This is a genomic window from Bradyrhizobium icense (genome assembly GCF_001693385.1).
GTDB lineage: Bacteria > Pseudomonadota > Alphaproteobacteria > Rhizobiales > Xanthobacteraceae > Bradyrhizobium > Bradyrhizobium icense.
Genome location: NZ_CP016428.1, coordinates 3,225,715 through 3,247,267, shown reverse-complemented (window position 1 = coordinate 3,247,267; position 21,553 = coordinate 3,225,715). Strand labels below are relative to the sequence as shown.

Genomic DNA, 21,553 nt, shown 5'->3' with positions numbered 1-21,553 from the left:
CGCAGAACTATTGCATATTGTCCCGCAGCTTGTTTACCTGGCCAAGGCGACGAAGTTCGTTAGTGTAGCGATCAATCTCCTTCGTGCGTTCATCGCCTTCCAGTCCCTTGATGTCAGCACTAATTTCCGCAGCAACTGCGAGGAATGGTAGTTGTTCGTTCTCCTGAAGCCCAAGACGCAAAAAGATACCACGCATCTTGAGCAGAAGTATCTCCAGAAAGATGTGCGAGTCTTTCGACTTTCTTTGAAAAGCCCTCAGTCTGTTAATGTACTCGGGCAGCTTAAGGTCCGCGTAGGTAGCTGTCTGTAAGAATGAATCGGATAACGACTTCGCCAAGCTGTCGTTCTTCAACTGCAGCGAGAGCTTTTGTGACCCTAGGTCGCGTCGCATGACCTCCGATATGTAGACCGGAATTGTCAGAAAGAACATGCGCAAGAACCGCGCGTCCAACTTAGGAGGCAGTTCTATTTCAAAATTTATATCCCCAATCTGGAGCCGCCTCTTTTCGATCACGTTCTTGAAAACGATACAGGCGTATAAAATTAGCTTCGACCAACCAGCCAGAATCTTCGAAAGGTGTCTCTCCTTTTTTTCACGCGGTATGTTTTCTAGATTTTTCAAGGCGACGGTATACGCCCGCAGGCTCAGGACCCAATTTGGCAGCGTCCCAATTACCTCAGGACGCTGGGCTTGGGGCTTAACATCCTCTGTGTCGGCAACTTGTTTTGATATTTCTTCGTCCCGTTCCTCAGGCGATGCCGCTTTGGTGAGCTGGGTTTCTATACTTTTTGTGAAAGCCTCAACGTCGGTTTTCTTCACAGCCGGAACCGACAACGTTTCAAGCCGATCTGTCCAAGAAAGGGGAGTTAGGAGAGCCTCCAGCTTGGCCTCAAAGGTGGCGAACTCATTGCCGAAAAATTCGAGCGTTTCCTCGTCTTGACGGGAGAGGCCGCAATAGATGTCAAATTCGGATATGTAATTTACGTACCGATTGTCCTGAAGCATCCAATTTCGGAATGACACGGATTGCTGCATCCGGTGCGCGATAAAGAAAGAAAGAAATATGTTGTATCGAAAATAGATCGAGTTGCCTTCATCGGCGAAGACCTTGGCGTCTATAAAGTGGCGGATGAGCTTGCTGTGATCGTGTTCTTGTCCAATTCCTTCAAAATGTTCCTTGGTCCATTTGTATAAATCTTCATAGGCTACGATGAAACGGTTCTCCCGACACATGCTTTCGGCAATTGCGCCGAGATAGTCGATCTGGTTCCGATAGTCGAATGAGCTACGAAATAGGAATTGAGGCTTATGCTTCTGCAGCGAACTTTCGACGAAATTCTCGATCACGGTTGAGGAGTTCAAAGGATCGTAGCCCTCGCTTTCCTCCAGCACAGCTAAGTAGATCGCGACATACGCGGCTGTTTGAGGAATGCCAAGAGCCTGAAAACGAGAATGTATCTCGTCAACGACCGTGTCTGTCTGATAGCGGGGAGGCAAGTGCCACTTTTCAACGAATGTGCGGACTTTGCCCCGGGACAACGCAACGATTTGAAGGAGATCGTAATTGTCTATACCGATGATCGGGCGCAAACGCTCCGTGTCAAGGAGGTTCAGTTTTATGGCGACGATAAGCCGAGCTTGTGGATAGAGGTTGCGCACAGCCTTGATGAAGCTAACGTGAGCAGGCTTTTCGGGATTGACGTCGTCAACGATGATAACAAGGCGGCCACTGTCGTGCAGAGCACCTAATTTCAACCTGCGGTCCTCGCTCTCTGGAAGGGCATCGCGGATCACCTTGTTCACGGCTGCTTCGTAAGACCCCTTGATGCGTCGCGCATCTATGAATGCTGGTACCATGGCCTTGGGTAGGTTCACGCACTCCTCGTGATAGGCCATAGTGATAAAGGCAAGGAGAGAGGTACAGCCATATTCGCTGGCTGCCGATATCACCGTATGGTTGGGGGATTTTATAATATCGGCCACTGACAAACGTTGGTCCCGATTTCCTCCATCATCCTCTAGACGTGATTTCTTTATGATCGGTTCAACAAAGACGTCCCTCAGTTGCTTGGCGGTCATCGTCTTGTCGAGTTCTTTGGCCACGCTGGGCAACGTTTCGAGCAGCCAATAGCTGACGTCGTCGTTCGAGGCAGAAGGGACGAGATTAGCCCAATAAGATTGAGCAGCCGGCGTGCTGTAGAATATGCCTCCAGAGGTGACGTTGGTACCAATGTCAAACTCGTGGCGGTCTACCCAGTAAGTTCTGTAAGCTGTAGACGCATAGTTTTCAGCCTCGGCAAGCGAGATGATGGAGTAGCCGTTATATTGACCATCCCGTTCATAAAGCGCTCCACCTTGCACGGTGAAGCAGGTCGCGCTCGGCGACATTTGGACAATTGGATTCGGCTGGTGAACGTGCCCGAACATGTGGAGCGCTGAGTTCTTGAACAGGAGCGGCAGAAACAGTCGGCTTGTGTGTTCATTCAGGTCGGCCGCTGTGTGGTGCATCAAGGAATAGGCTTTGTGCCCGCTAGTCACTTCTTGAAACGCCGAGAGCACTACGCCCGCAGAGAGTGCGATTTTTCCACGATCATGTTTTGACCCCTCAAGGCCGCATGCATACCCCGTATTTAAGGCAACAAAACTGGTAGCCTTATCGGGAAAATTGTAGGTCTTAGTGTAAGGGTTGGCCCATTCATGACCATATGCTTTCGCTAATTCGAAGAAACCCGAACCGATTGCGCGGGTGTATGCGACTGTAGGCGCTAACTTGAGATGGTCGTTGATCGCTTGTTGGCTCGTCTCCATCGCCGCAACAAGTTTTTTGCGTTCGTCCGCCCAATCAGAAATAGCCTTGCGACTAACATCATGATTTCCCGGACAGAAAACAACACCGCTCGGACGGAGGCGCAGAAGTTCCCTGAGCGGGGTTAAGAATTTTTCGTCAAGCTCGGAATAGATGTCAGGTTCGTCTGGATCGTTGACAAGATCGCCAGAGAAAACCAAAAAATCGGGCGAGGCTCCATCGTCCAAAATCTTTTTTAAATCATCGGTTAGCGCTTTGATGAGCTGGGCTTGAAAAGGGGAATTTCTCGTATAGTGCAAGTCAGTCAGGTGGATGATCTGCATCGATCCCTCGGCGGCAAAATGACAAAAAGAATGACGAAAGATGTATTGTGCCGAATCTTCGTCCTGAAGTGGTGTTCATAGGTATACCCGCGCATTGATGAGTCGTGGGACACTACCAAAGGCTTATGAACAGGCTAGCGCACGCAAGATCGCTCTTACCGTATTTCTACGGGTGGGGCGGCGCGCACTTCGCAACTTGAATTGGTTCGAAACCTCGGTCTGCATAATGGGCATCTGCCGGACTTTTAAAAGTTGCATTGCGCTGGCAAAGACGGCTCTGCCGTAGTGGCATTTGAGAGAGCCATCGCGACCCCCGCTTCGGCTCGCTTAAGTCATCGTTCCTCGTCAGGATGCACCCACTTGTACGGCGTAATCTCCCCGCTGCTCAGTCAACTTGATCATCCGAACCGGCAGCTTGTAACGACGCGTGCCGCATGATCGGCACCGGAAGGACGGTTCTAGCTTCCAGATCGGCGTATCACGCGGCCTGCGGATAGCATCGAGTGGCAGGCTTGCCCTTGTTTTGCATCGGCAGCACTCGATCTCCAGCCAGCCGTAACCTCCATTCAGGCATTGGCCGATCGTTGGGGACGGCTGGGCCGGGCCGCCATAGCCTTCCATTCGGACTGACCATTGCTTCTGCATCGGCTCGATCAGCGGCGCGGGCGGCCTTCTTAGCGTTTTGGCGGGCCGTTTGGGCGCGCATATCCGCGCCCATGATCCGCCCGCCCCAGATCACTTCGCGTTTCTTGGTGCTCATGGCTGGCCATTACAGCGAGCTTGGCCGGGTTGAGCAACTTTACTAGAGTTTGGGGCAAGGAACGGATTGCTAGGGCTATGGGTACGGGCTGTGAGAGACTACCTGAAAATTTCACTTATAATTGGTGCGGTCGGGTTGCTTGGACCTTCGATTGTATTCTCGGTCGCGCGCATGCACTGGCCATTGCATGTCGCAGGCGAGGCGACGTTTCTGTTCAGTGCCGTAGTTTTTTGCGGCTGGCTCGCATTTCTTGGCTGCGGCTTATATGACGAGGGCTTCGGGGTGTTTCGATTTATTCCATGCCTTCCGGCAATTTTAATCGGAGCTTATGGAGGGCTGGTGTACGTCTGTTCGTATCTTAATCCATGCATGTAGTGATCCTATGTGCAATCTGTACTCCATCACTACAAACCAAGAAGCCATCCGCGCGCTCTTCCGCGTGATGAACCGCTATATAATTGGGCCAGCGGTTCATTGGCCGCCGTGATCGTTCCGTAACCGCGTTCCCCTCTGGCGGCCTTAGTTTCAGGGGCACGCCTGCGGTGAATTGGGGAGTGACCTAGCGACACGACAACCCAGCCTCTATGTCGGTCCAAAAGCCGCAATGCGTCGGAGAGTTTGCATGCGCACCATGGTGTGTCGCGTGGAGCAGAAGCACAATCGTGATCACCACCGACGCAAAAGAAAGAAGTTTCTTTGCACGGTCCTCAGCGACGACAATGCAGCATTAACCACCAGGGGGCCGCGATCCGAGCACTCGGCGATTCTATCAATATCCGGCCTTCCGCCCTGCCTTGGTGCCAACAGCGAGCGTGTTGGCCGCACCGAGCGTAGTGGTGTAGCGGACCTTCGCCCTCGAAGATGCTATGCCGTTGTGATAACGGCGATCGTTGCCGCTGAAACGAGCGATGAAGGGCAGCTGCTAGATCGGCGTGAAGTTAGCGTCCGCCGCACTATTGCCAGTGTTGCGATCACCGTCCGCCGGTACCAACCGTCAAATTGACGTCGACCGGTGGCATCTCTCCGGAAGCTTTATGTTCGGCAGGACGCAAGTGTTCAGTCAACAAAAAATGATCTTTATCATCTCTTTCGATCTTATTGCTCGAAAGGGGTCGCTCGCCATTCCAACTATCCCATAACACGACCCAAGCTTTCCCTCGTTTCAGTGGAGTTACCAATTGACGCCGTGATTGAATGAACCAAGGAGTGCGCAGGTCAGGTTCAGGTGGAGCGGCGAAATTTGTACGTGGCGGGGAAAACCAGCGCCGCTGTGTCGGCAATTCTGTCAAGGACGAGCTGAGGCGATCGGTCTGAACGCCGCGTGGGATGTCGTCAGAATGGGCTGCCTGTCCCGCGGGAGCCGTCGAGACGCCGCTACTTCCCGCCCACGGCAACGACCATCCTCGCCGCGGTCTGCGACATCCAAAGATCCGGGAACGCGGCATGAAAGCTAGCAACGACTCCGCTGAATTTTCCGGGTGCGAGGATCCTAATCCCGGTTTCCGAAATCAGATGCGACGTTGAGCATTACGGGTGCGGCGACAATGACGGTACGAAAGTCTGAGAATCTGCTTCGCGGTGATCGAACCCCCGCCTATGTCGACCGGGAGACCGGCGCGGCCGAATTGCAAATATCACCCGATACTTGGGACCAATGGGTGAAGGAAGGTCGCCTGCCCCCTCCGTGGGATACATTCCCGGCCGGCACCCCCCGCTGGCGCTGGGAAGACGTGGACCGTAAACTATCCGGGCAAACGGCATCAGACACCACCGACCTCGCCATCAGGGGAGCGCTCAACTTTGGCAAGAAGAAGGGAAACCGGCGTGGTGTTGCCTGAGGGCGTCGAGAAAAAGACCATCCGCAAGAAGAGCGGCAAGGTCTACACCTACTATTATTGGAACCCTGGGCGAGGCACCGAACGAGAGGGAGAGCGCGTTCTTCTGCCCAATGCCGATGCGAAGCCCGCAGCATTTTGGAGGGAGGTCGAACGGCGCCAGAAGACAACGCCGACGGCATATCCAGCTGGCTCCGTAGGTGATCTCATTGTTCGATATCGTGACAGCGACGAATTCAAGCGCTTGTCCGAAGGCACCCAATTAAATTACGAAGTGACCATGCGCCGCTTCGAGGCGCACGAGACGTGGGGCATGGTGGCTGTCAAGGACTTGACGCCGCTGATCGTGCAGACCGCGCGCGACGGCATGAAAGAAACGCTGGTGATGGCAAACCAGATGCTATCGGTGGGGCGCACGATCTGGGATTGGGCCATCCCGCTCGATCTCGCTAAGACCAACCCGTTCGACAAAGTGAAGGATTTCGACATTCCAGATCGCGGCCATGTGCCGTGGCCTACTTGGGCCGTCGGCTACGTTCGTCTGCACGCCTGGACGGATCTCGTTCGGATGGTGCGGCTTGGCACCATAACCTGCCAGCGCGGCAGCGACCTTATCAGGATGGGACCGGAGCACCGCGACCGAAACGGCTTGTGGTGCCGACCGAAGAAGACTCGGAAGCGGCGCCGTGCTTTCCATATCCCCCTTGCCACGGCCGATGCGCTCGAAATCGACCGCTGGGCGGAAACGCCTGTGACCTACACTAACTCGCGCTGGCTGAAGCCGATCGATCGCTTCCGCGAGGACCTTTACCTCTACTCCCCGAAGGGCGCGCCATACACCGCAGACGGGCTCCGAGCGCGGTGGGGACGCTGGCTGGCTGATACTGTGGAGGGTCGCGAGCTCTGCCGCCGCTGGAAACTGTGGGTCGCCGCACAAGCCAAGAAGTACGAGTGGGACATCGACCCGGAAGATGCAGACCACCCCACGATCCACGGCTTGCGCGGCACCGGCATACTCGCCCGCGCCGAACAAGGGTATGAGGTTGATCAGATCGCCAATGACATTGGTATGTCTCGCCAGAACGTCGAGCACTACATGCGCTTCAAGGATCAGATGCAAGTTGGCGCCGATGGCCAGAAGCGGCTCCGCCTCGTAAGCGGCGGCGACAAGAAGGACTAGACCACGAACGTCGACCCGGCTATATGAGCCCTGCAAATCGCCGGGTTTGGAAAACTCCCGGCTCATACTGGAAAACTTTCGAGAAAAGCTCTGATATTTCAGTAGTTTCGATGGGGAATGGTGTAACGGTAGCACAACAGACTCTGACTCTGTTTGTCTTGGTTCGAATCCAGGTTCCCCAGCCAGCCTTTTTCTTTAGCCCCGCCGTTCAAGCGCCTGCCACAACCGGCAGCTCCGCGATCATCCGAATGCCGGGCCGCCTCCGCCAATGAATTTGCGATGGGTCGACCGCCAGCTTCAGTCCCGGCCAGCGGGTGAACAGCGCCTGCAGGGCGCAGATTCCTTCGATCCGCGCGAGCTGGTGGCCGAGGCAGAAATGAATTCCGGTCCCGAACGACAGGTGTCGATTCGGCCGCCGCTCGAGGTCGAGCCGTTCGGGGCACTCGTTTGACCCCGGGTCAAGGTTGGCGGCGACGATCATCGCCATGACCCTGTCACCCTTCTTCAATTTCACGCCCTCGATATCGACGTCATGGCGCACGTAGCGCGGTTTTGAAAATTGCACCGGCGAGACGAAGCGCAAAAATTCTTCCACCGCAAGGCCAGCGCGGCTCCAGTCCGCTGCCAGCCAATCGCGCCGCGCAGGATCTTTCAGCAATTCCAACACTGATCCGCTGATCAGATGGGTGGTGGTTTCGGAGCCCGCTCCCAGCAAGAGAAACACCATCGAGACCATTTCGTCCGGCGTGATGCGCCCGCCTTCCTTCTCGACCCGCACAAGCTCGGCAATCAATCCTTCGCCGCCCTGTTCCCGGGCGACCTGCAGACGCCCTTTCAGATAGCGCCGCATCTTCATCATTCCGCCCATCAACCGCAGAAAGCCGAACGCGCTGGTGAGATTCGCGATTGAATTGGCCCAGGCGATGAACTTCGGCCGGTCGGCCGACGGCAGGCCGAGTAGTTCGCAGATCACCGCAAGCGGCAACATCCGCGCATAGCGCTGCACCAGATCGGCCGGGCTTCCCGCCGCAAACAATTCATCGGCGAGGCGATCGGCGATGGCGCGGATGTGTGTTTCCATGTCCATCACGGCTCGGCGACGGAACGCTTCGTCGACGATGTCGCGCAGCCGCGTGTGATCCGGTTCGTCCATTGTGAGCATGTTGTTGGCGAGGGCCCTGATCAGCTTCGGCATCCACCAGGGCAAGCCGACGAGCGAGCCGCCCTCCTTGCGCAGCGTGAATGTCGTGCTGTCCTTTAGCACGCGCGCCGCCGCCTCATAGGTCGTGGTGACCCAGAGCCGGCCTAGAATGGGAAACTTCGTCGCGACGACGGGTCCGGATGACCGCAACAGGGCCACGCCCTTCTGGGGATCACGAAGAAAAGACTCGCTGGAGAAATCCACTAGCTCTGCCATCGACCAACCACCACGTCATTCGCACGTTCGCATCAACATGGTGCGTCACATCGCGGCCGCAAGGCTGGTCATCTTCCCCATTTTTTAGACGTCCGCTGACCGAGGGCCGGCAAACGTCGCCTCACACCGGCGGCGTGCCGTGGGTATGGAATGACTCGATCGTCTTCAGGCCCCAGGCCTGGCCCTTCTTGCGCTCGTCTTCTGTCCAGATAATCGGCTTCCAGTCGGGCGCGAGAATGAGGCGGGCGCCGGCATTGGCGACTTCGACGCGGTTGCCGCCGGGCTCGTAGACATAGAGAAAGAAGGTCTGCTGGATCGCGTGCTTGTGCGGACCGGTCTCGATGTGAACGCCGTTTTCGAGAAAGATATCGGCGGCACGCAAAATCTCCTCGCGGCTGTCGAGGGCGTAAGTGACGTGGTGGAAGCGACCGGCCTTGCCGTAGTGATCGCGGGTATAGGCGAAGTCGTAGCTCTTGTTCGACATCGTCATCCACATCGCGGCCTCCGTGCCGTCGTTCAGCACGATCTGCTCGGTGGTGCGCAAGCCCAGATAGTTTTCGAAGAAGAGCCGGTTTGCCTTGATGTCGACGGCCAGGCAATTGAGGTGATCGAGCCGGCGAACATTGACGCCGCGCGCCGGAAAGCGCTGCGCCTGGTTCTTCAACGCCGGCTTGAGTTCGGGCGGCGCCTGAAACCATTCGGTCTCGTAATAGAGCTCGACGATATGGCCATCGGGGTCGCGGCAGCGGAACGCAGGCCCCTGCCCCATGTCGCCGTCGATCCAGCCGATGTCGAATCCCGAGCCTTTCAGCGCGGCGACGCGACGCTCCAGCGCCTGCGGGCTGCGCGCGCGTAACGCCATGTGCTCCATTCCGGAAGTTTTCGAGGCCGTCAGCTTGAGCGAATAGCGTTCGTAATCGTCCCAGCCGCGCAGGTAGACCGACTCGCCCTTCCGGCCGCTGACGGTCATGCCCATGACGTCGACGAAGAATTTCAGGCTCTCGTCCGGCTTCGGCGTCAGCAATTCCATATGGCCGAGATGGGCGAGATCGAAAATCGGCTCGGGGGTCATGTTGGTTCTCCTGACCGTTGATTTCTCTCAGTCCGTCATCCCCCGCGGATGATGACATCGGTGAGCGGGGTTACCAGAGCGCCCGTGTCGCATTGTCGAACAGTTCATCCACACCGAACGCACGCGGGATGAGCTTTTGCTGCGCGGAGTAATCGATGATCAGTTGCAGCGAACGCTGCATTTCGTCCCGGCTGAAACGCGGCGCGGCGGGCGAGGCGGTGGCGGATTCGGCGAGCAGACGATGGACCTCGCGCACCGCGTCGGGATGCTTCTCGGACATCGCCTGGCTCACCACCACCATGTGGTTGATCGGCACCACCTTGTGCCTGTCGAACCAGGCTTTCTCTTCCGCAGCGACATCGGAAAACAGCGGCTTCAAATCCGGATGGTCAGATTTTTCGCCGAGCACCGCATCGAGTTCGCCGTCGATCAGCATCTGCACGATCTGCTTGCCTGCGGGTGCCCGTTTGGTCGTATCCACGAATTCCGCGACATGGGCGTCCTCGAACGTCATCCATTCGATCGAATCGAGATCGACGCCATAGTCATTGGCGAGGATGCCGCGCAGCCATGCCCCGGTCGTCGTGGTGAAGGACCGAATACCGACGCGTTTACCCTTGAGATCGCGTGGCGCAAGCTTGCCCGCCTTCGCATTGTACAGCGCATGCCCGTGCTGAAACCGGGCCAGCACGACATCCGGCAGCAGCACCATCGGCTTGCCGAACGACCTCGCCATCAAATAGGTGACGATCGCCATTTCCGAGACGTCGAACGCCGCTTCGCGGACCATCGGCTTGAAGCCTTTGTTGGTCGGCGAATACTGCGCAAAATCGAACGCGACCATATCCGATCTGATCGAGCCGTTCTTCAGCGCGGTCGTGCCAAGATGGTCGCCGAGCAAGGTGCGCAGGCGCATCGCCACCTCAGTCCTCCTCCAACTCGTCGACATAGACGAGCCCGGCCTTCGCCAGCGGATCGCGCATCTTGTACATGTCGAGCCCGAGCACGCCCGCCGCCAACTGCTTGCGCTTGCCGTCTTCGTCGGCGACGCGCTTCTCGCCCTTGGCGACGACATCGGCCGCGTCCCTGCGCCCGATCACCACGACGCCGTCATCATCGGCAACGACCGCATCGCCCGGCACCACGTTGATGCCGGCGCAGACCACGGGCACGTTGACCGCGCCCAGCGTCGCCTTGACCGTGCCTTTGGCCGAGATCGCCTTCGACCACACCGGAAAGCCCATTTCGCGAAGCGATTTGGCGTCGCGAACGCCGGCGTCGATGACGAGGCCCTTGACGCCGCGCGCCATCAGCGAAGTCGCCAGCAGATCGCCGAACATGCCATCCGTATTGTCAGCCGTGCAGCCGACAACCAGGATGTCGCCGGGCTGGCATTGCTCCACCGCGACATGGATCATCCAGTTGTCGCCGGGCTGCGCCAGCACGGTCACGGCAGTGCCTGACGTCTCCGCCCCGCTCCACACCGGGCGCAGATACGGTTTCATCAGCCCGAAGCGGCCATAGGCCTCGTGCGCGGTGGCGACGCCGAGCGCGCCCAGCCGCCTTACGATATCAGGCTCGGTGCGCTTGATATTGCGGACGACGACCGTCTTCATGCCAGTTCCTCCATCGCCATCGGGAACAGCCGCTGATAGGCCTCGCCATAGGTCATCGGCTTGCCCGTATTGCGGCCACCCTGCACGCCCCGCTGCAGCGCGACACGCTCGTAATAGGCCCACAGATGCTTCTGGGCCGCGAGAATCTCGAACGTCTTGCGCTTGATCCCCCAGACCTCGTCGATGTTGAGGATCACCTGCGGCTTGAAATTGCACATCTCCGGCTGGTGCGGCTCGAACAAAAATACCGGCGGCGCTGAATAGGTATATTTGGCGCCGGGCTTGTGGCCCATCGCCTGCGCGACCACGCGGGTTTCCTGGGCAAAGTGCGCCGCGTTCGGATGATCGAAATTATAGGGATCCTCCAGCGCATGGGTCAGTACGAAGGACGGATTGAGCTCGCGGTAGATACCCACCATGCGATCGAAATGCGCTTCCGTCAGCCGCAGCGGATAGTCGCCGGCGTCGAAGAACTCAATTTCCGCGCCCAGCATCTCCGCCGCGCGCTGCGCCTCGTCGCGCCTTCCGGCCTTGACCTTCTCCATGGTCGCGTCCGCCTCCTTCCAGGCGAACTGGCTCTCGCCGCGCTCGCCGAACGAGAGACACGCGATCTTGATGCGGTAGCCCTTCTTGGCATGCAGCGCGATCGCGCCGCCTGCGCGCCAGACGAAATCGCCGGGATGCGCGGTAACCACAAGGCCTGTTTTGCCAGCATTGCTCATGATCGGGATTTCCTCCTTCGCTCGTTGCACGTGGCCGGCCGCCACACCGGCCGCGCGACTATTGTTTGGCAATTCCTGCCCGCTCGATCACTGCCGCCCACTTATCGATATCACCCTTCAGCCTATCGAGGATTTCTTCGGGCGAACCGGCCTTGGCCTCGATGCCGAGATCGAGCGCGCGCTTCTTCAAGTCGGGCAACTCGAGCACCTCGTGCAGCGCGGCGTTGAGCGTCCTGATCACCTCCGGCGGCGTGCCCTTCGGCGCAAAGATCGCGTTCCAGGATCGCGCCTCGAAATCCCCGCCGCCGGCTTCCTTCACCGTCGGCACGTCGGGCAGGAACGTGGTGCGTACCGAGCCGGACGATGACACGGCAATGGCGGCCTTGTCGGCAATATGCGACTGCACCGCGCTGTAATTTTCGATCGCCATCTGGACGTCGCCGCGCAACAGCGCGATCAGCACCTCGGGCGAACTGCGGAACGGCACGATGGTTACATCGACGCCGGCGGTCGATTTGAACAATTGCGCGGCGAGGTTCTGGGTCGAGCCGACATTGATGGTGCCGACATTGAGCGCGCCGGGCTTTTGCTTTGCCCCCTTGATGAATTCCGCCAGCGTCGAATAAGGCGAACCGGCCTGGGTGACAAAGATGAAGTCGAAATAGCCCATGCTCGAAACCGGCACGAAATCGGTTATCGGGTTGAACGTCAGGTTCTTGAACAGCGATACGGAAATCGCGGTGCCGTTGCTGAACAGCGCCAGCGTATGACCGTCAGCAGGGGCTGACAGCACGGCGCGCGCCGCATTGATGCCCCCGGCGCCCGGCATGTTCTCGATAACAAAGCGTTGGCCGAGCTTTTCGCCGAGTTTTTCGGTAACGAGCCGCGCCGTGACGTCGGCGACGCCGCCTGCGCCGAACGGCAGGATCAGCCGCACCGGTCGGTTCGGATAACTTTGCGCGCAGGCGACTTGCGGCAGCAACAACGCTGCCGCCAGCGCGGCCATGCCGGCGAGCAGCGCGCGGCGCCGGCTCAAGCCATACTGCTTCCGTTTGTCCGCCATCGCACGCGCTCCTTCAAAACTCGAACAGCCGCGCCGGATTATCGACCAGAATCTTCTGCTGCAGTTCCGGTTCCGGTGCAAACAGTGGAATGAGATCGACCAGATCACCATCGTTGGGCATCACCTTCACGTTGGGATGCGGCCAGTCGGTTCCCCAGATCACGCGGTCCGGCGCCGTCTCGACGATGCGCCGTGCGAACGGTACCGCGTCGTGGAACGGCGGTCCGCCGGACGATACCCGCTCGCACCCGCACACCTTGACCCAGCATTTCTCATCGCGCTTCATCAGATCGATCAGCGTCCGGAACGGAAGCTGGTCGAGACCGTCGGATGCTTTGACGCGCCCCATGTGATCGATGGTGTAGCGCACCGGCAATTTTGCCAGCATCTCCGCATACTCAGGCAAGTCGATCGCGTCGAAATGCAGATCGATGTGCCAGCCGAGCGGCGCGACCATCGCAACAATACGGTGGAACGCTGCTATGTCGGGTACCCCGCCGAGATGACGGACGAAGTTGAAGCGGCAGCCGCGGAAGCCTCCGTCATGCAATTCGCAAAGGCCGCGCTCGGTGATGGTGTCGTCGATATTGGCGACGGCGCGAAAGGTCCCGTTGCTGACAGCAATGGCATCGAGCGCCACGCGGTTGTCGGTACCGTGCACGCTGGCATTGACGATGACAGCGCGGCCGATCCCGAGCTTCCTGTGCAGCGCCCGGAAATCCTCGAGCGACGCATCGGGCGGCGTGTAGGGCCGTCCAGGTGCGTAAGGGTATTTGTCGCCGGGGCCAAAGATGTGGGTATGCGCATCACACGCCAGCGGTGGGAGCTTGAATTTCGGCGTTCGCGTGTTGGGATCGGGTCCGGGAATTCTGGGCTTGTTCATGGTGCCTTCTGCAGTGCTCGGTTCGGGTACCTAGTCGGGTGGATTCTCTTTCCGCTTTCGAGCGGTAGCCAAAGCGCGCTGCTGAACAGGCTTAATCCGACGTGACGCACTGTCGATGTGATTGATGTCGGATGCCTGCAACGAGGCGACCGTCGCCGAGACGATCTGCTCGATCGCCTCAGCCATATCGCCGCCGTCGGCTTCGCCGCGGGAGAGCCGCGTCACCCGCTCCGGATTGACGAGGGTGTAATAGAGTGCGCCGAGCAGGAACTGCGACCGCCACACGATCGTCGTCCGCGGCAGATGCGGCAGGCTTTCCGCGATGGCATCGATGAATGCGTTGGTGGTATCGTCGAAGATCTCCGCGATGATGCGGCCCACTACCGCGTTGCCTTCGGCCGACATCACCGCGCGCAGCCGCGTGAAGCGCGCGCCGCCGCCGGCAAGGTCGCTGCTCGATGAAAACGCCGGCTGCATATAGGCGCGCACGATCGCTTCCAGCCGGTCCTGAATGTCGCGCACGCGCCTTGCCGCCACCAGCAGCTCGATGCGGCGTCTGTTCATCGGCCCGCAATGACGCTTGTAGATTTCGAGCAGCAAGCCGTCCTTGCTCTTGAAATGATAGGTGATACTGCCGGGGTTGGCGCCCGCCTCCAGCGCAATGTCGCGGATCGAGACGGCATTGAAACCGCGTGTCGAGAACAACAGCTCGGCCGCGCTCAGGATGGCTTCCCGCATGTTGGGGTTTCGCGTCATGGCATTTGCTTTCCGCCCTCGAGATTTGTACATCTGTACAAAATATCAGGTCCGGTCAACAAACATCTGGATTTCACCTGGAACAATCGCCATCGCCGCCGCCCTGCTTTCGCTGGCCGGCGGGCGCGGTCATATCACCGCGCATTCGCCGGCGCGTGCACGTGCCAGAGATCGGCGCGCCAGTGCAGCACGATCGCGAGCATTAGCGCGAGACCGGCCGCCGCGTAGAGTGTGCCGGTCGCGGCAAATCCGATCTCGTCGATCAGGCTGCCGGCAGCCAGCAGCCCGATCGGCAGGCCGTAGATCACCATCATGCGCACGCCCATCACCCGGCCGCGGAAATTCTCGCTCGCGGTCCGCATCAGGATGACGGCGATCGAGATCATGGCGAGGCTTTGCGAAAAACCCGCCACCACCAGGCACACGATCGCGGTCGGCACCGTCTGCATCTGCGCAAACACCAGCAAGGTCGCATACCAGACGACGGTCGCGGCGATCATCAGTCGCGCCACCCGGATATCGCGGATCAGGCTCAATACGATCGAACCGGCCAGCGAGCCGATCGCAAAACTCGCCGACAGATAGCCAAGGCCGGTCTGGTTGGTGCCGTAGATCGCTTTGGCGATATAGGGCAGCAACCCGTTGGAGAGCGGATAGGCCGTCAAATTGGCCAGGAAAGCCACCCAGAGCGCGGCCTGCATCCGCGGTGTGGTCCAGACATAGGCAACACCTTCCTTGAGGTCGCGCAGGGGCGAGCGCTGCAACGCCTCGCCGGCAGCCTCGCCCGCCGCATCCGGTCTTGCCGGCGCCATGATGCACAGCGTCAGCGCGGTGGCGGTAAGATAGAGGCAGACGATCGCCACATAGGCCGGACCCATGCCGAGCGAGGCAAACAATCCGGCGCCGCTCAGCGCGCCGGCGATGCGCGCGGTATCCATTGTCGTGCGCGAAATGCTGATCGCGCCGATCAACTGGCCATGCGGCATGATGGTCGCGACCAGGGCGCCGCGCACGCCAAGATCCGATGGGCGGACGATGCCCATCACGGCCGCGACAATGAACACATAAACCGGCGCGAGGTGGCCGGACAGCGCCAGCGCCATCAGCACCGCCGCCAGCATCGCGTAGGTCGCCCGCATTATCGCCAGCAGATCGCGATGGCCGATGCGGTCGCCGACGACACCGAACATCGGCGCGACCAGCGTACCGACATAGCCGAGCGAGGCGAACAGCGTGAGCAGCAGGACCGATCCGGTCTCGACCAGCACATACCAGCCGAGAATGATCAGTTCCATCTCGAACGCCCAGGAGGTGAGCAGATCGGCCGGCCACTGAAATCGGTAGTTCCTGACGCGGAATGGTGCGAGCGCGGACGATCGCGCGGGCTCGCTCAAGATGCGCTATCGCGACTCATCGCGGTCCACCCTGCCCTGCTTTCTTGTTTTTTCCTTCTCCGTCGATAGCAAGTGGTACCCGGCGTTTCAAGCAGCCGACATCGCCATGCCGCTATGCGTTAGCAACAGTCGCCTCACCTCGACGGCCGATATCGCGGGGCTGAACAAATAGCCCTGCATCTCGGTGCAACCGAGGATGTACAGCAAGTTCCTCTGCTGTGCGGTTTCGACACCTTCCGCCGTCGTCGTCATGTCGCTGGCGGCTGCGATATTCACCACGGCCTGGACGATGGACGAGGATGCGCCGGGGCCTGCGATATCCCTGATGAAGGAGCGATCGATCTTGATCTTGTCGAACGGGAAGCGCTGCAGGTAGCTGAGCGAGGAATAGCCGGTGCCGAAATCGTCCAGCGCGATCCGGACGCCCAGCTTGCGCAACTGATGCAGCGCGTCCAGCGCCGCGTCGTCACGAATGAGTACAGCCTCCGTGATTTCGAGCTCGAGCCTGCTGGCAGGCAGGCCGGAGGCGGCCAGCGCCGCCGCTACGTTCAACGCCAGCGATTGGCTCCTGAACTGGACCGGCGAAACGTTGACCGCGACACGGACATGATCCGGCCAGTTGACGGCCTCGGCACAGGCCGCATTGAGTACCCATTGGCCTAGCTCATTGATGAGGCCAGAATCTTCCGCGATCGGGATGAACTCCGCCGGCGAGATCATGCCGCGCTCGGGGTGCCGCCACCGCAACAGCGCCTCGCAGGATGAGATCTTGCCGTCCTCGATATTGACCACCGGCTGGTAGTAGGTCTCGAGGCTGCCGTCGCTGATCGCCTGCCGTAGCTCGAGCTCCAGGCTTCGTCGCGTTTTGGCTCGCTGATCCATGCCGGTCTCGAAGAAGCGGTAGGTTCGCCGTCCGTCGCCCTTGGCGCCGTAGAGCGCAAGGTCTGCATTCCTCAACAACTGGTCGAGGTCCACCCCGTCGCCGGGAGCAAGCGCTATTCCGATGCTGGCATCGGTGGTGATCAGGTGCCCCATGCATTCAAAGGGCTGCCTGATCGCAGAATGGATTTCGTCAACGAGCCGAGTGGTTTCCGAGCGATTCTTGATAGGCATTTGAATGACGGCAAACTCATCGCCGCCGAGCCGGGCCCCCACGTCGGTTTCCCTCAAGCAGCCGCGCAGGCGATCGGCGACGCCTTTGAGCAGCTCATCGCCGATCGCATGACCGAGCGCGTCGTTGACGCTCTTGAACTCGTCGATGTCGATATAGAGCGCCGCCAGTTGCTCGCCCGCCCGCAACGCCTTGAGCGAATATTCCAGCCGCTCGCGGAACAGGATCCGGTTCGGCAGGTCTGTCAGACCGTCGTAGTGCGCCAGATGCGCGATCCTCTCTTCCGCGCGCTTGCGCTCGGTGATGTCTTCGATCGTAGCGACCCACCCGCCGCCCTTCAGCGGCCGGTTGATGATCTCGATCGCCCGGCCGCCCGGCGCTTTGGTAAGTTGGCGCGTGGCTTTGCCGAGCGATACTTTCTGGATGATCGCGTTGCAGAATGCATCGACGTCGCCATCGAAAGACCCGGTTTCCTTCCGATGGGCGATCAGCCGCTGCATGGTGCAGCCGGGCTTCGCCACGTCGGGCGACAATCCGAACATGTCGAGATAAGGCTGGTTGCAGATGATGATCCGCGCGGCTGCATCATACAGAACAAGACCTTGCGGGATATTGTTCACGGCGATCGAGAGCTGGCGCCGCTCCGCCGCCAGCCGCTGATCTGTCAACCGGTCGCGGCGCAGCAACAGTCCGGCGGCGACGGCAAGAACGGCGGCGAGCCCCAGCAGGACGCGTTCGCGAAGGCTCCATGTCGAGACCGCAAATTGCGCGAGTACGGCCGTCGCGAGCAGGACGGCACAGACAGCAAGCAGCGTAAATAGCCCGGCCTTGTCGGCGGGACCGCCATGCAATTTCTGGTCGCTTTCGATGCCCACCCGAGATGCTTCTCCACGCGAAATCGCCAATCTGCAGGCGGTCGGCGATCGGTCATGCAGGCGCAAGCCGGAATCCAGTTTCCCGCCCAGCGATATTGGTACGAAGGACAAATGGAAGGCGCGTTACAACTTGCGGTTAGCAATCGGTTACGTCAATACGCGGGCTGGTTCCGATCGCCCTTCGCCAATAACAGGTTATCGTGAGGTGACCCTCGGCTGGTCCTCTCCTTCGAAATGGTAAACGAGAGATTAATTCGCAGCCCGGCTCGCGCGTGCCAACAAATGCGAGAAAGCCCTGATTTTCCAAGCCTAACTCGCACTCGGAGCGTCGGACCGGGCTCCGCTGCAAAAACGGATCCTGACCGAGATGCCGCAGATTTAGCTGATGCGAAACCTCTGCGGCTTAACCGTTTCGCTAGTCGGGGCCGACCATAATGGAGGCCAGACTCCAATTCATGAGATCCAGGTTCAACACCGTGACATCCTTCGGACGTGTGATTTCCGTGCGCGGCTCCCTCGCCCGGGTTGGACTTCTGGCGGCGGGCCCGATGCCCGTCTCCGAGGTGCGCGCCACGGTCGGCCGCTTCATCAGCATCCGCTGCGCCGGTTCCACCATCATCGCGATGATCACCGAGGTGTCCTGCGAGGATACGCCGACCTCCGACAACTATATCGCGAGTGCCTCGGTCGACCTGCTCGGCGAAATCTCCGGCGGCGAACGCCCCAAATTCCAGCGTGGCGTCACCAACTATCCGACCATCGGGGACGCCGTCGAGCTCGTCACCGCCGAGGACCTTCGCACCGTGTACGCGCCGAGCGGGTCGGACCAGATCAATGTCGGCACCCTGCAGCAAGACCGCTCGGTGATCGCCTATGTCGACGTCGAAGAGATGCTCTCCAAGCATTTCGCGGTCCTCGGCTCCACCGGCGTCGGCAAATCGACCAGCGTGTCGCTGCTGCTCAACGAGATTCTGAAGGCGCGGCCGAACCTGCGGGTTTTCCTGCTCGACGTGCACAACGAATACGGCCGCTGCTTCGGCGACCGCGCGCTGGTGCTCAACCCGCGCAATTTGAAACTGCCGTTCTGGCTGTTCAATTTCGAAGAGATCGTCGACGTGCTGTTCGGCGGCCGCCCGGGCGTGCCGGAAGAGCTCGACGTCCTCGCCGAAGTCATTCCGATGGCGAAGGGCATCTATACGCAATATCAGAACTCCGACCGGCTTGGCCTCAAGCGCATCGATCCCAAGTCGGTCGGCTACACGGTCGATACGCCGGTGCCGTATCGCCTCGTCGACCTGATCTCGCTGATCGACGAACGGATGGGCAAGCTGGAGAACCGCTCCTCGCGCATCATCTATCACAAGCTGATTTCGCGCATCGAGACCGTGCGCAACGATCCGCGCTACGCCTTCATGTTCGACAACGCCAATGTCGGCGGCGACACCATGGCGGAAGTGATCAGCCATCTGTTCCGCCTGCCCGCCAACGGCCGGCCGATGACGATCATGCAGCTCGCCGGCTTCCCCGCCGAAGTCGTCGATTCCGTGGTGTCGGTCTTGTGCCGCATGGCGTTCGACTTCGGCCTGTGGAGCGACGGCGTCTCGCCGCTGCTGTTCGTCTGCGAAGAGGCGCACCGTTACGCCTCTGCCGACCGCAACATCGGCTTCGGGCCGACGCGCAAGGCGGTCTCGCGTATCGCCAAGGAGGGGCGCAAATACGGCGTCTTTCTCGGCCTCGTCACCCAGCGTCCGGCAGAACTCGACGCCACCATCATATCCCAGTGCAACACGCTGTTTGCGATGCGCCTTGCCAACGACCGCGACCAGGCGCTGCTGCGCTCGGCAGTCTCGGACGCCGCCGCCAACCTGTTGTCGTTCGTGCCCTCGCTCGGCACCCGCGAAGTGCTGGCCTTCGGCGAAGGCGTGGCCCTGCCGACGCGCTTGCGCTTCAAGGAGGTTCCGGTCCACCAACTGCCGCGCAGCGAAGCCACTATCGCGTCCGTGCCGTCGGTCGCCGCCGGCCATGACATGCACTTCGTCTCCGCGGTGCTGGACCGCTGGCGCGGCGCCACCTCCAACCGCGACGCGCCGAACGATCCCTCGATCAGCGACCGGCCCGCCGCCCGCATCATGACGCCGGTGGAAGCGCCGATGTTGCAGCCTTCGATGGGGCTCGATCCCGACCGGTTCTCGCTCTTGAAAAAGCCGCTGCGCTGAGGCGCGACAGCTTCGCGCAAATTCTCCGCCCGGGGTGGTATCCACTTCACCGCAAAGCGCGATATGGTTTCGGCAACGCCGCATCCCGCGGCCTTGATCCGGAACCCTTTCATGTCCAAGCCTGCCCAGCGATTTCAGCCGCCCGCCATCGACAAGCTGCCGGAGGATATCCGCTCGCGAATTCTCGCGGTGCAGGAGAAGTCCGGCTTCGTGCCGAACGTGTTCCTGACGCTGGCCTACCGGCCCGACGAATTTCGCGCCTTCTTTGCCTATCACGACGCGTTGATGGAGAAGGACAGCGGGCTGACCAAGGCCGAGCGCGAGATGATCGTGGTGGCGACGTCCGCCGCCAACCAGTGCCATTACTGCGTGATCGCCCACGGCGCGATCCTGCGCATCCGGGCGAAAAACCCTGTGATCGCCGACCAGATCGCGGTCAATTACCGCAAGGCCGACATCACGCAGCGCCAGCGCGCCATGCTTGACTTCGCCATGAAGGTGAGCCGGGCGGCGAACGAGGTTTCGGAAGCCGATTTTGCCGAGATCGCAAGCCACGGCTTTTCCGAGGACGACATCTGGGATATCGCGGCAATTTCGGCCTTCTTCGCGCTGTCGAACCGGCTGGCCAACATCACGGCGATGCGCCCGAACGACGAGTTCTACATGATGGGGCGGCTGCCGAAGCAGGGCTGAGCCCGGCTTCGTTGCGGTTCCATCGGACGTTGCGGAGACGGGTGGCTGTCCTGCGGTTGGCAAGATTTCATGTTGGAAGCGCTGCCGCCGTGCTAAAAAGGCGGCAGGACTTTTCGTCGGACGAGCGCAGTGAAAACCCAGCGGCCCATTACCACGGACGATGAGCACGTCGTGCTCAAGTTCCGGCCGCGTACCTCGGCACGCCCGCCGGGCGGGCGGGATGCGCCCGAGCAAACTAAACAGCATCAAGCGGCGAAGGATCTGTCCCGCTACGAGCAATCGCGCGACGAGGGTGACGACTTCCGTCATCGCATGCTCGCCAATGTCGCTGCGCTCGCCTTCACCGTGGCTCTGACCGCGATCGGCATTTGGCTTGCGGTAAGCATCGCCGATCTCCGCAAGACCCAGGACTGCGTGTTGATGGGCCGGCGGGATTGCGCTGGGATTTCGGTGGCGCCGCAGGGGTAGCGAAGCGGGATCGTCCCAGCGAAGACGCCAGCCACGGGCGCCAGGACCACACGGTTTTGCCGTACGCAGCTTCCTTCGCCAGAGATTCCGACCAGCCAAGTGCGTGCCGGCCAAAATTCTGGCGGAGGCGTTTAAGCGCCGTACGTCCTGCGCGCTGTGTTCGCTCACGGTAAAACCGCCCTGCGAACGGCTCTCGCGCCCCGACGCTGCCGCGTCCACCGCAACCCGCCCCAACGTTCGTGACGATGGCCAACGCCCCTCTTCTCGGGACGGGATGGCCGGAGTTGTAAGGGTGATTTGGGTTTGCTGAGAAGCGCTTTATTTTTCCGCGCGTGACTGCCGGGCAAATCAACTTGAAATTA

General features: G+C 60.0%; 16 protein-coding genes, 1 tRNA gene and 2 pseudogenes. 7 read left to right on the top strand and 12 right to left on the bottom strand.

The window, feature by feature from the left end:
• Window positions 1-7: 7 nt before the first annotated feature.
• Complete coding sequence (locus LMTR13_RS15125) at window positions 8-3,130, bottom strand: metallophosphoesterase (protein ID WP_065728565.1); 3,123 nt, start codon at window positions 3,128-3,130, stop codon at window positions 8-10.
• A gap of 332 nt (window positions 3,131-3,462) precedes the next feature.
• Window positions 3,463-3,890: pseudogene (locus LMTR13_RS42520) on the bottom strand (hypothetical protein).
• Between the two features lie 382 nt (window positions 3,891-4,272).
• On the opposite strand from LMTR13_RS42520, the pseudogene LMTR13_RS42515 reads away from it, so the two are divergent.
• From LMTR13_RS42515 to LMTR13_RS15115, 4 genes and pseudogenes are all read left to right on the top strand, one after another.
• Window positions 4,273-4,347, top strand: a pseudogene (locus LMTR13_RS42515) (SOS response-associated peptidase); the annotation flags it as partial.
• A gap of 1,087 nt (window positions 4,348-5,434) precedes the next feature.
• Complete coding sequence (locus tag LMTR13_RS40760; protein ID WP_156795632.1) at window positions 5,435-5,728, top strand: helix-turn-helix transcriptional regulator; 294 nt, start codon at window positions 5,435-5,437, stop codon at window positions 5,726-5,728.
• Window positions 5,715-6,905, top strand: a complete 1,191-nt coding sequence (locus LMTR13_RS15120) for a site-specific integrase (protein ID WP_065728564.1) — start codon at window positions 5,715-5,717, stop codon at window positions 6,903-6,905. Before LMTR13_RS40760 ends, LMTR13_RS15120 begins: the two co-directional genes overlap by 14 nt.
• Window positions 6,906-7,016: 111 nt before the next feature.
• Window positions 7,017-7,090: transfer RNA gene (locus LMTR13_RS15115), tRNA-Gln, on the top strand.
• A 23-nt stretch (window positions 7,091-7,113) separates the two neighbouring features.
• On the opposite strand, the gene LMTR13_RS15110 is transcribed toward LMTR13_RS15115, so the two are convergent.
• The 10 genes from LMTR13_RS15110 to LMTR13_RS15065 all read right to left on the bottom strand — a co-directional run bounded on the left by LMTR13_RS15110 (window position 7,114) and on the right by LMTR13_RS15065 (window position 17,814).
• Window positions 7,114-8,322, bottom strand: a complete 1,209-nt coding sequence (locus LMTR13_RS15110; protein WP_065728563.1) for a cytochrome P450 — start codon at window positions 8,320-8,322, stop codon at window positions 7,114-7,116.
• A gap of 121 nt (window positions 8,323-8,443) precedes the next feature.
• Window positions 8,444-9,394, bottom strand: a complete 951-nt coding sequence (locus LMTR13_RS15105; RefSeq protein ID WP_065728562.1) for a catechol 2,3-dioxygenase — start codon at window positions 9,392-9,394, stop codon at window positions 8,444-8,446.
• A gap of 70 nt (window positions 9,395-9,464) precedes the next feature.
• Window positions 9,465-10,310, bottom strand: a complete 846-nt coding sequence (locus LMTR13_RS15100) for a substrate-binding domain-containing protein (RefSeq protein WP_083219457.1) — start codon at window positions 10,308-10,310, stop codon at window positions 9,465-9,467.
• Window positions 10,311-10,317: 7 nt separating this feature from the next.
• Window positions 10,318-11,010: a 4-carboxy-4-hydroxy-2-oxoadipate aldolase/oxaloacetate decarboxylase gene (locus tag LMTR13_RS15095; RefSeq protein ID WP_065728560.1), complete on the bottom strand. Its 693-nt coding sequence runs from the start codon at window positions 11,008-11,010 to the stop codon at window positions 10,318-10,320.
• Window positions 11,007-11,732 carry a PIG-L deacetylase family protein gene (locus tag LMTR13_RS15090; protein WP_065732709.1) on the bottom strand — a complete coding sequence of 242 codons (726 nt, stop codon included), beginning with the start codon at window positions 11,730-11,732 and terminating at the stop codon, window positions 11,007-11,009. The genes LMTR13_RS15095 and LMTR13_RS15090 overlap by 4 nt, the downstream gene beginning before the upstream one ends.
• Window positions 11,733-11,790: 58 nt before the next feature.
• A complete protein-coding gene (locus tag LMTR13_RS15085) occupies window positions 11,791-12,795 on the bottom strand; it encodes a Bug family tripartite tricarboxylate transporter substrate binding protein (RefSeq protein WP_065728559.1) in 1,005 nt (334 codons plus the stop codon).
• Window positions 12,796-12,808: 13 nt separating this feature from the next.
• Window positions 12,809-13,678 carry an amidohydrolase family protein gene (locus LMTR13_RS15080; RefSeq protein ID WP_065728558.1) on the bottom strand — a complete coding sequence of 290 codons (870 nt, stop codon included), beginning with the start codon at window positions 13,676-13,678 and terminating at the stop codon, window positions 12,809-12,811.
• Between the two features lie 30 nt (window positions 13,679-13,708).
• Window positions 13,709-14,434 (bottom strand): TetR/AcrR family transcriptional regulator, encoded by a 726-nt coding sequence (locus tag LMTR13_RS15075; protein WP_156795631.1) that lies wholly within the window; start codon window positions 14,432-14,434, stop codon window positions 13,709-13,711.
• A 134-nt stretch (window positions 14,435-14,568) separates the two neighbouring features.
• Window positions 14,569-15,828, bottom strand: a complete 1,260-nt coding sequence (locus LMTR13_RS15070) for an MFS transporter (protein ID WP_065728556.1) — start codon at window positions 15,826-15,828, stop codon at window positions 14,569-14,571.
• 87 nt (window positions 15,829-15,915) lie between these two features.
• On the bottom strand, window positions 15,916-17,814 hold the full coding sequence (locus LMTR13_RS15065; protein WP_065728555.1) for a putative bifunctional diguanylate cyclase/phosphodiesterase: 1,899 nt from the start codon (window positions 17,812-17,814) through the stop codon (window positions 15,916-15,918).
• A 455-nt stretch (window positions 17,815-18,269) separates the two neighbouring features.
• Here LMTR13_RS15065 and LMTR13_RS15060 point away from each other — a divergent pair, with 455 nt between their 5' ends.
• The 3 genes from LMTR13_RS15060 to LMTR13_RS15050 all read left to right on the top strand — a co-directional run bounded on the left by LMTR13_RS15060 (window position 18,270) and on the right by LMTR13_RS15050 (window position 21,191).
• The gene (locus LMTR13_RS15060; protein WP_083219456.1) at window positions 18,270-20,030 is read left to right on the top strand and encodes an ATP-binding protein; all 1,761 of its coding nucleotides are present in this window, start codon (window positions 18,270-18,272) and stop codon (window positions 20,028-20,030) included.
• 111 nt (window positions 20,031-20,141) lie between these two features.
• Window positions 20,142-20,723 carry a peroxidase-related enzyme gene (locus LMTR13_RS15055; protein WP_065732707.1) on the top strand — a complete coding sequence of 194 codons (582 nt, stop codon included), beginning with the start codon at window positions 20,142-20,144 and terminating at the stop codon, window positions 20,721-20,723.
• 129 nt (window positions 20,724-20,852) lie between these two features.
• Window positions 20,853-21,191: a hypothetical protein gene (locus LMTR13_RS15050; protein ID WP_065728554.1), complete on the top strand. Its 339-nt coding sequence runs from the start codon at window positions 20,853-20,855 to the stop codon at window positions 21,189-21,191.
• Window positions 21,192-21,553 lie beyond the last annotated feature (362 nt).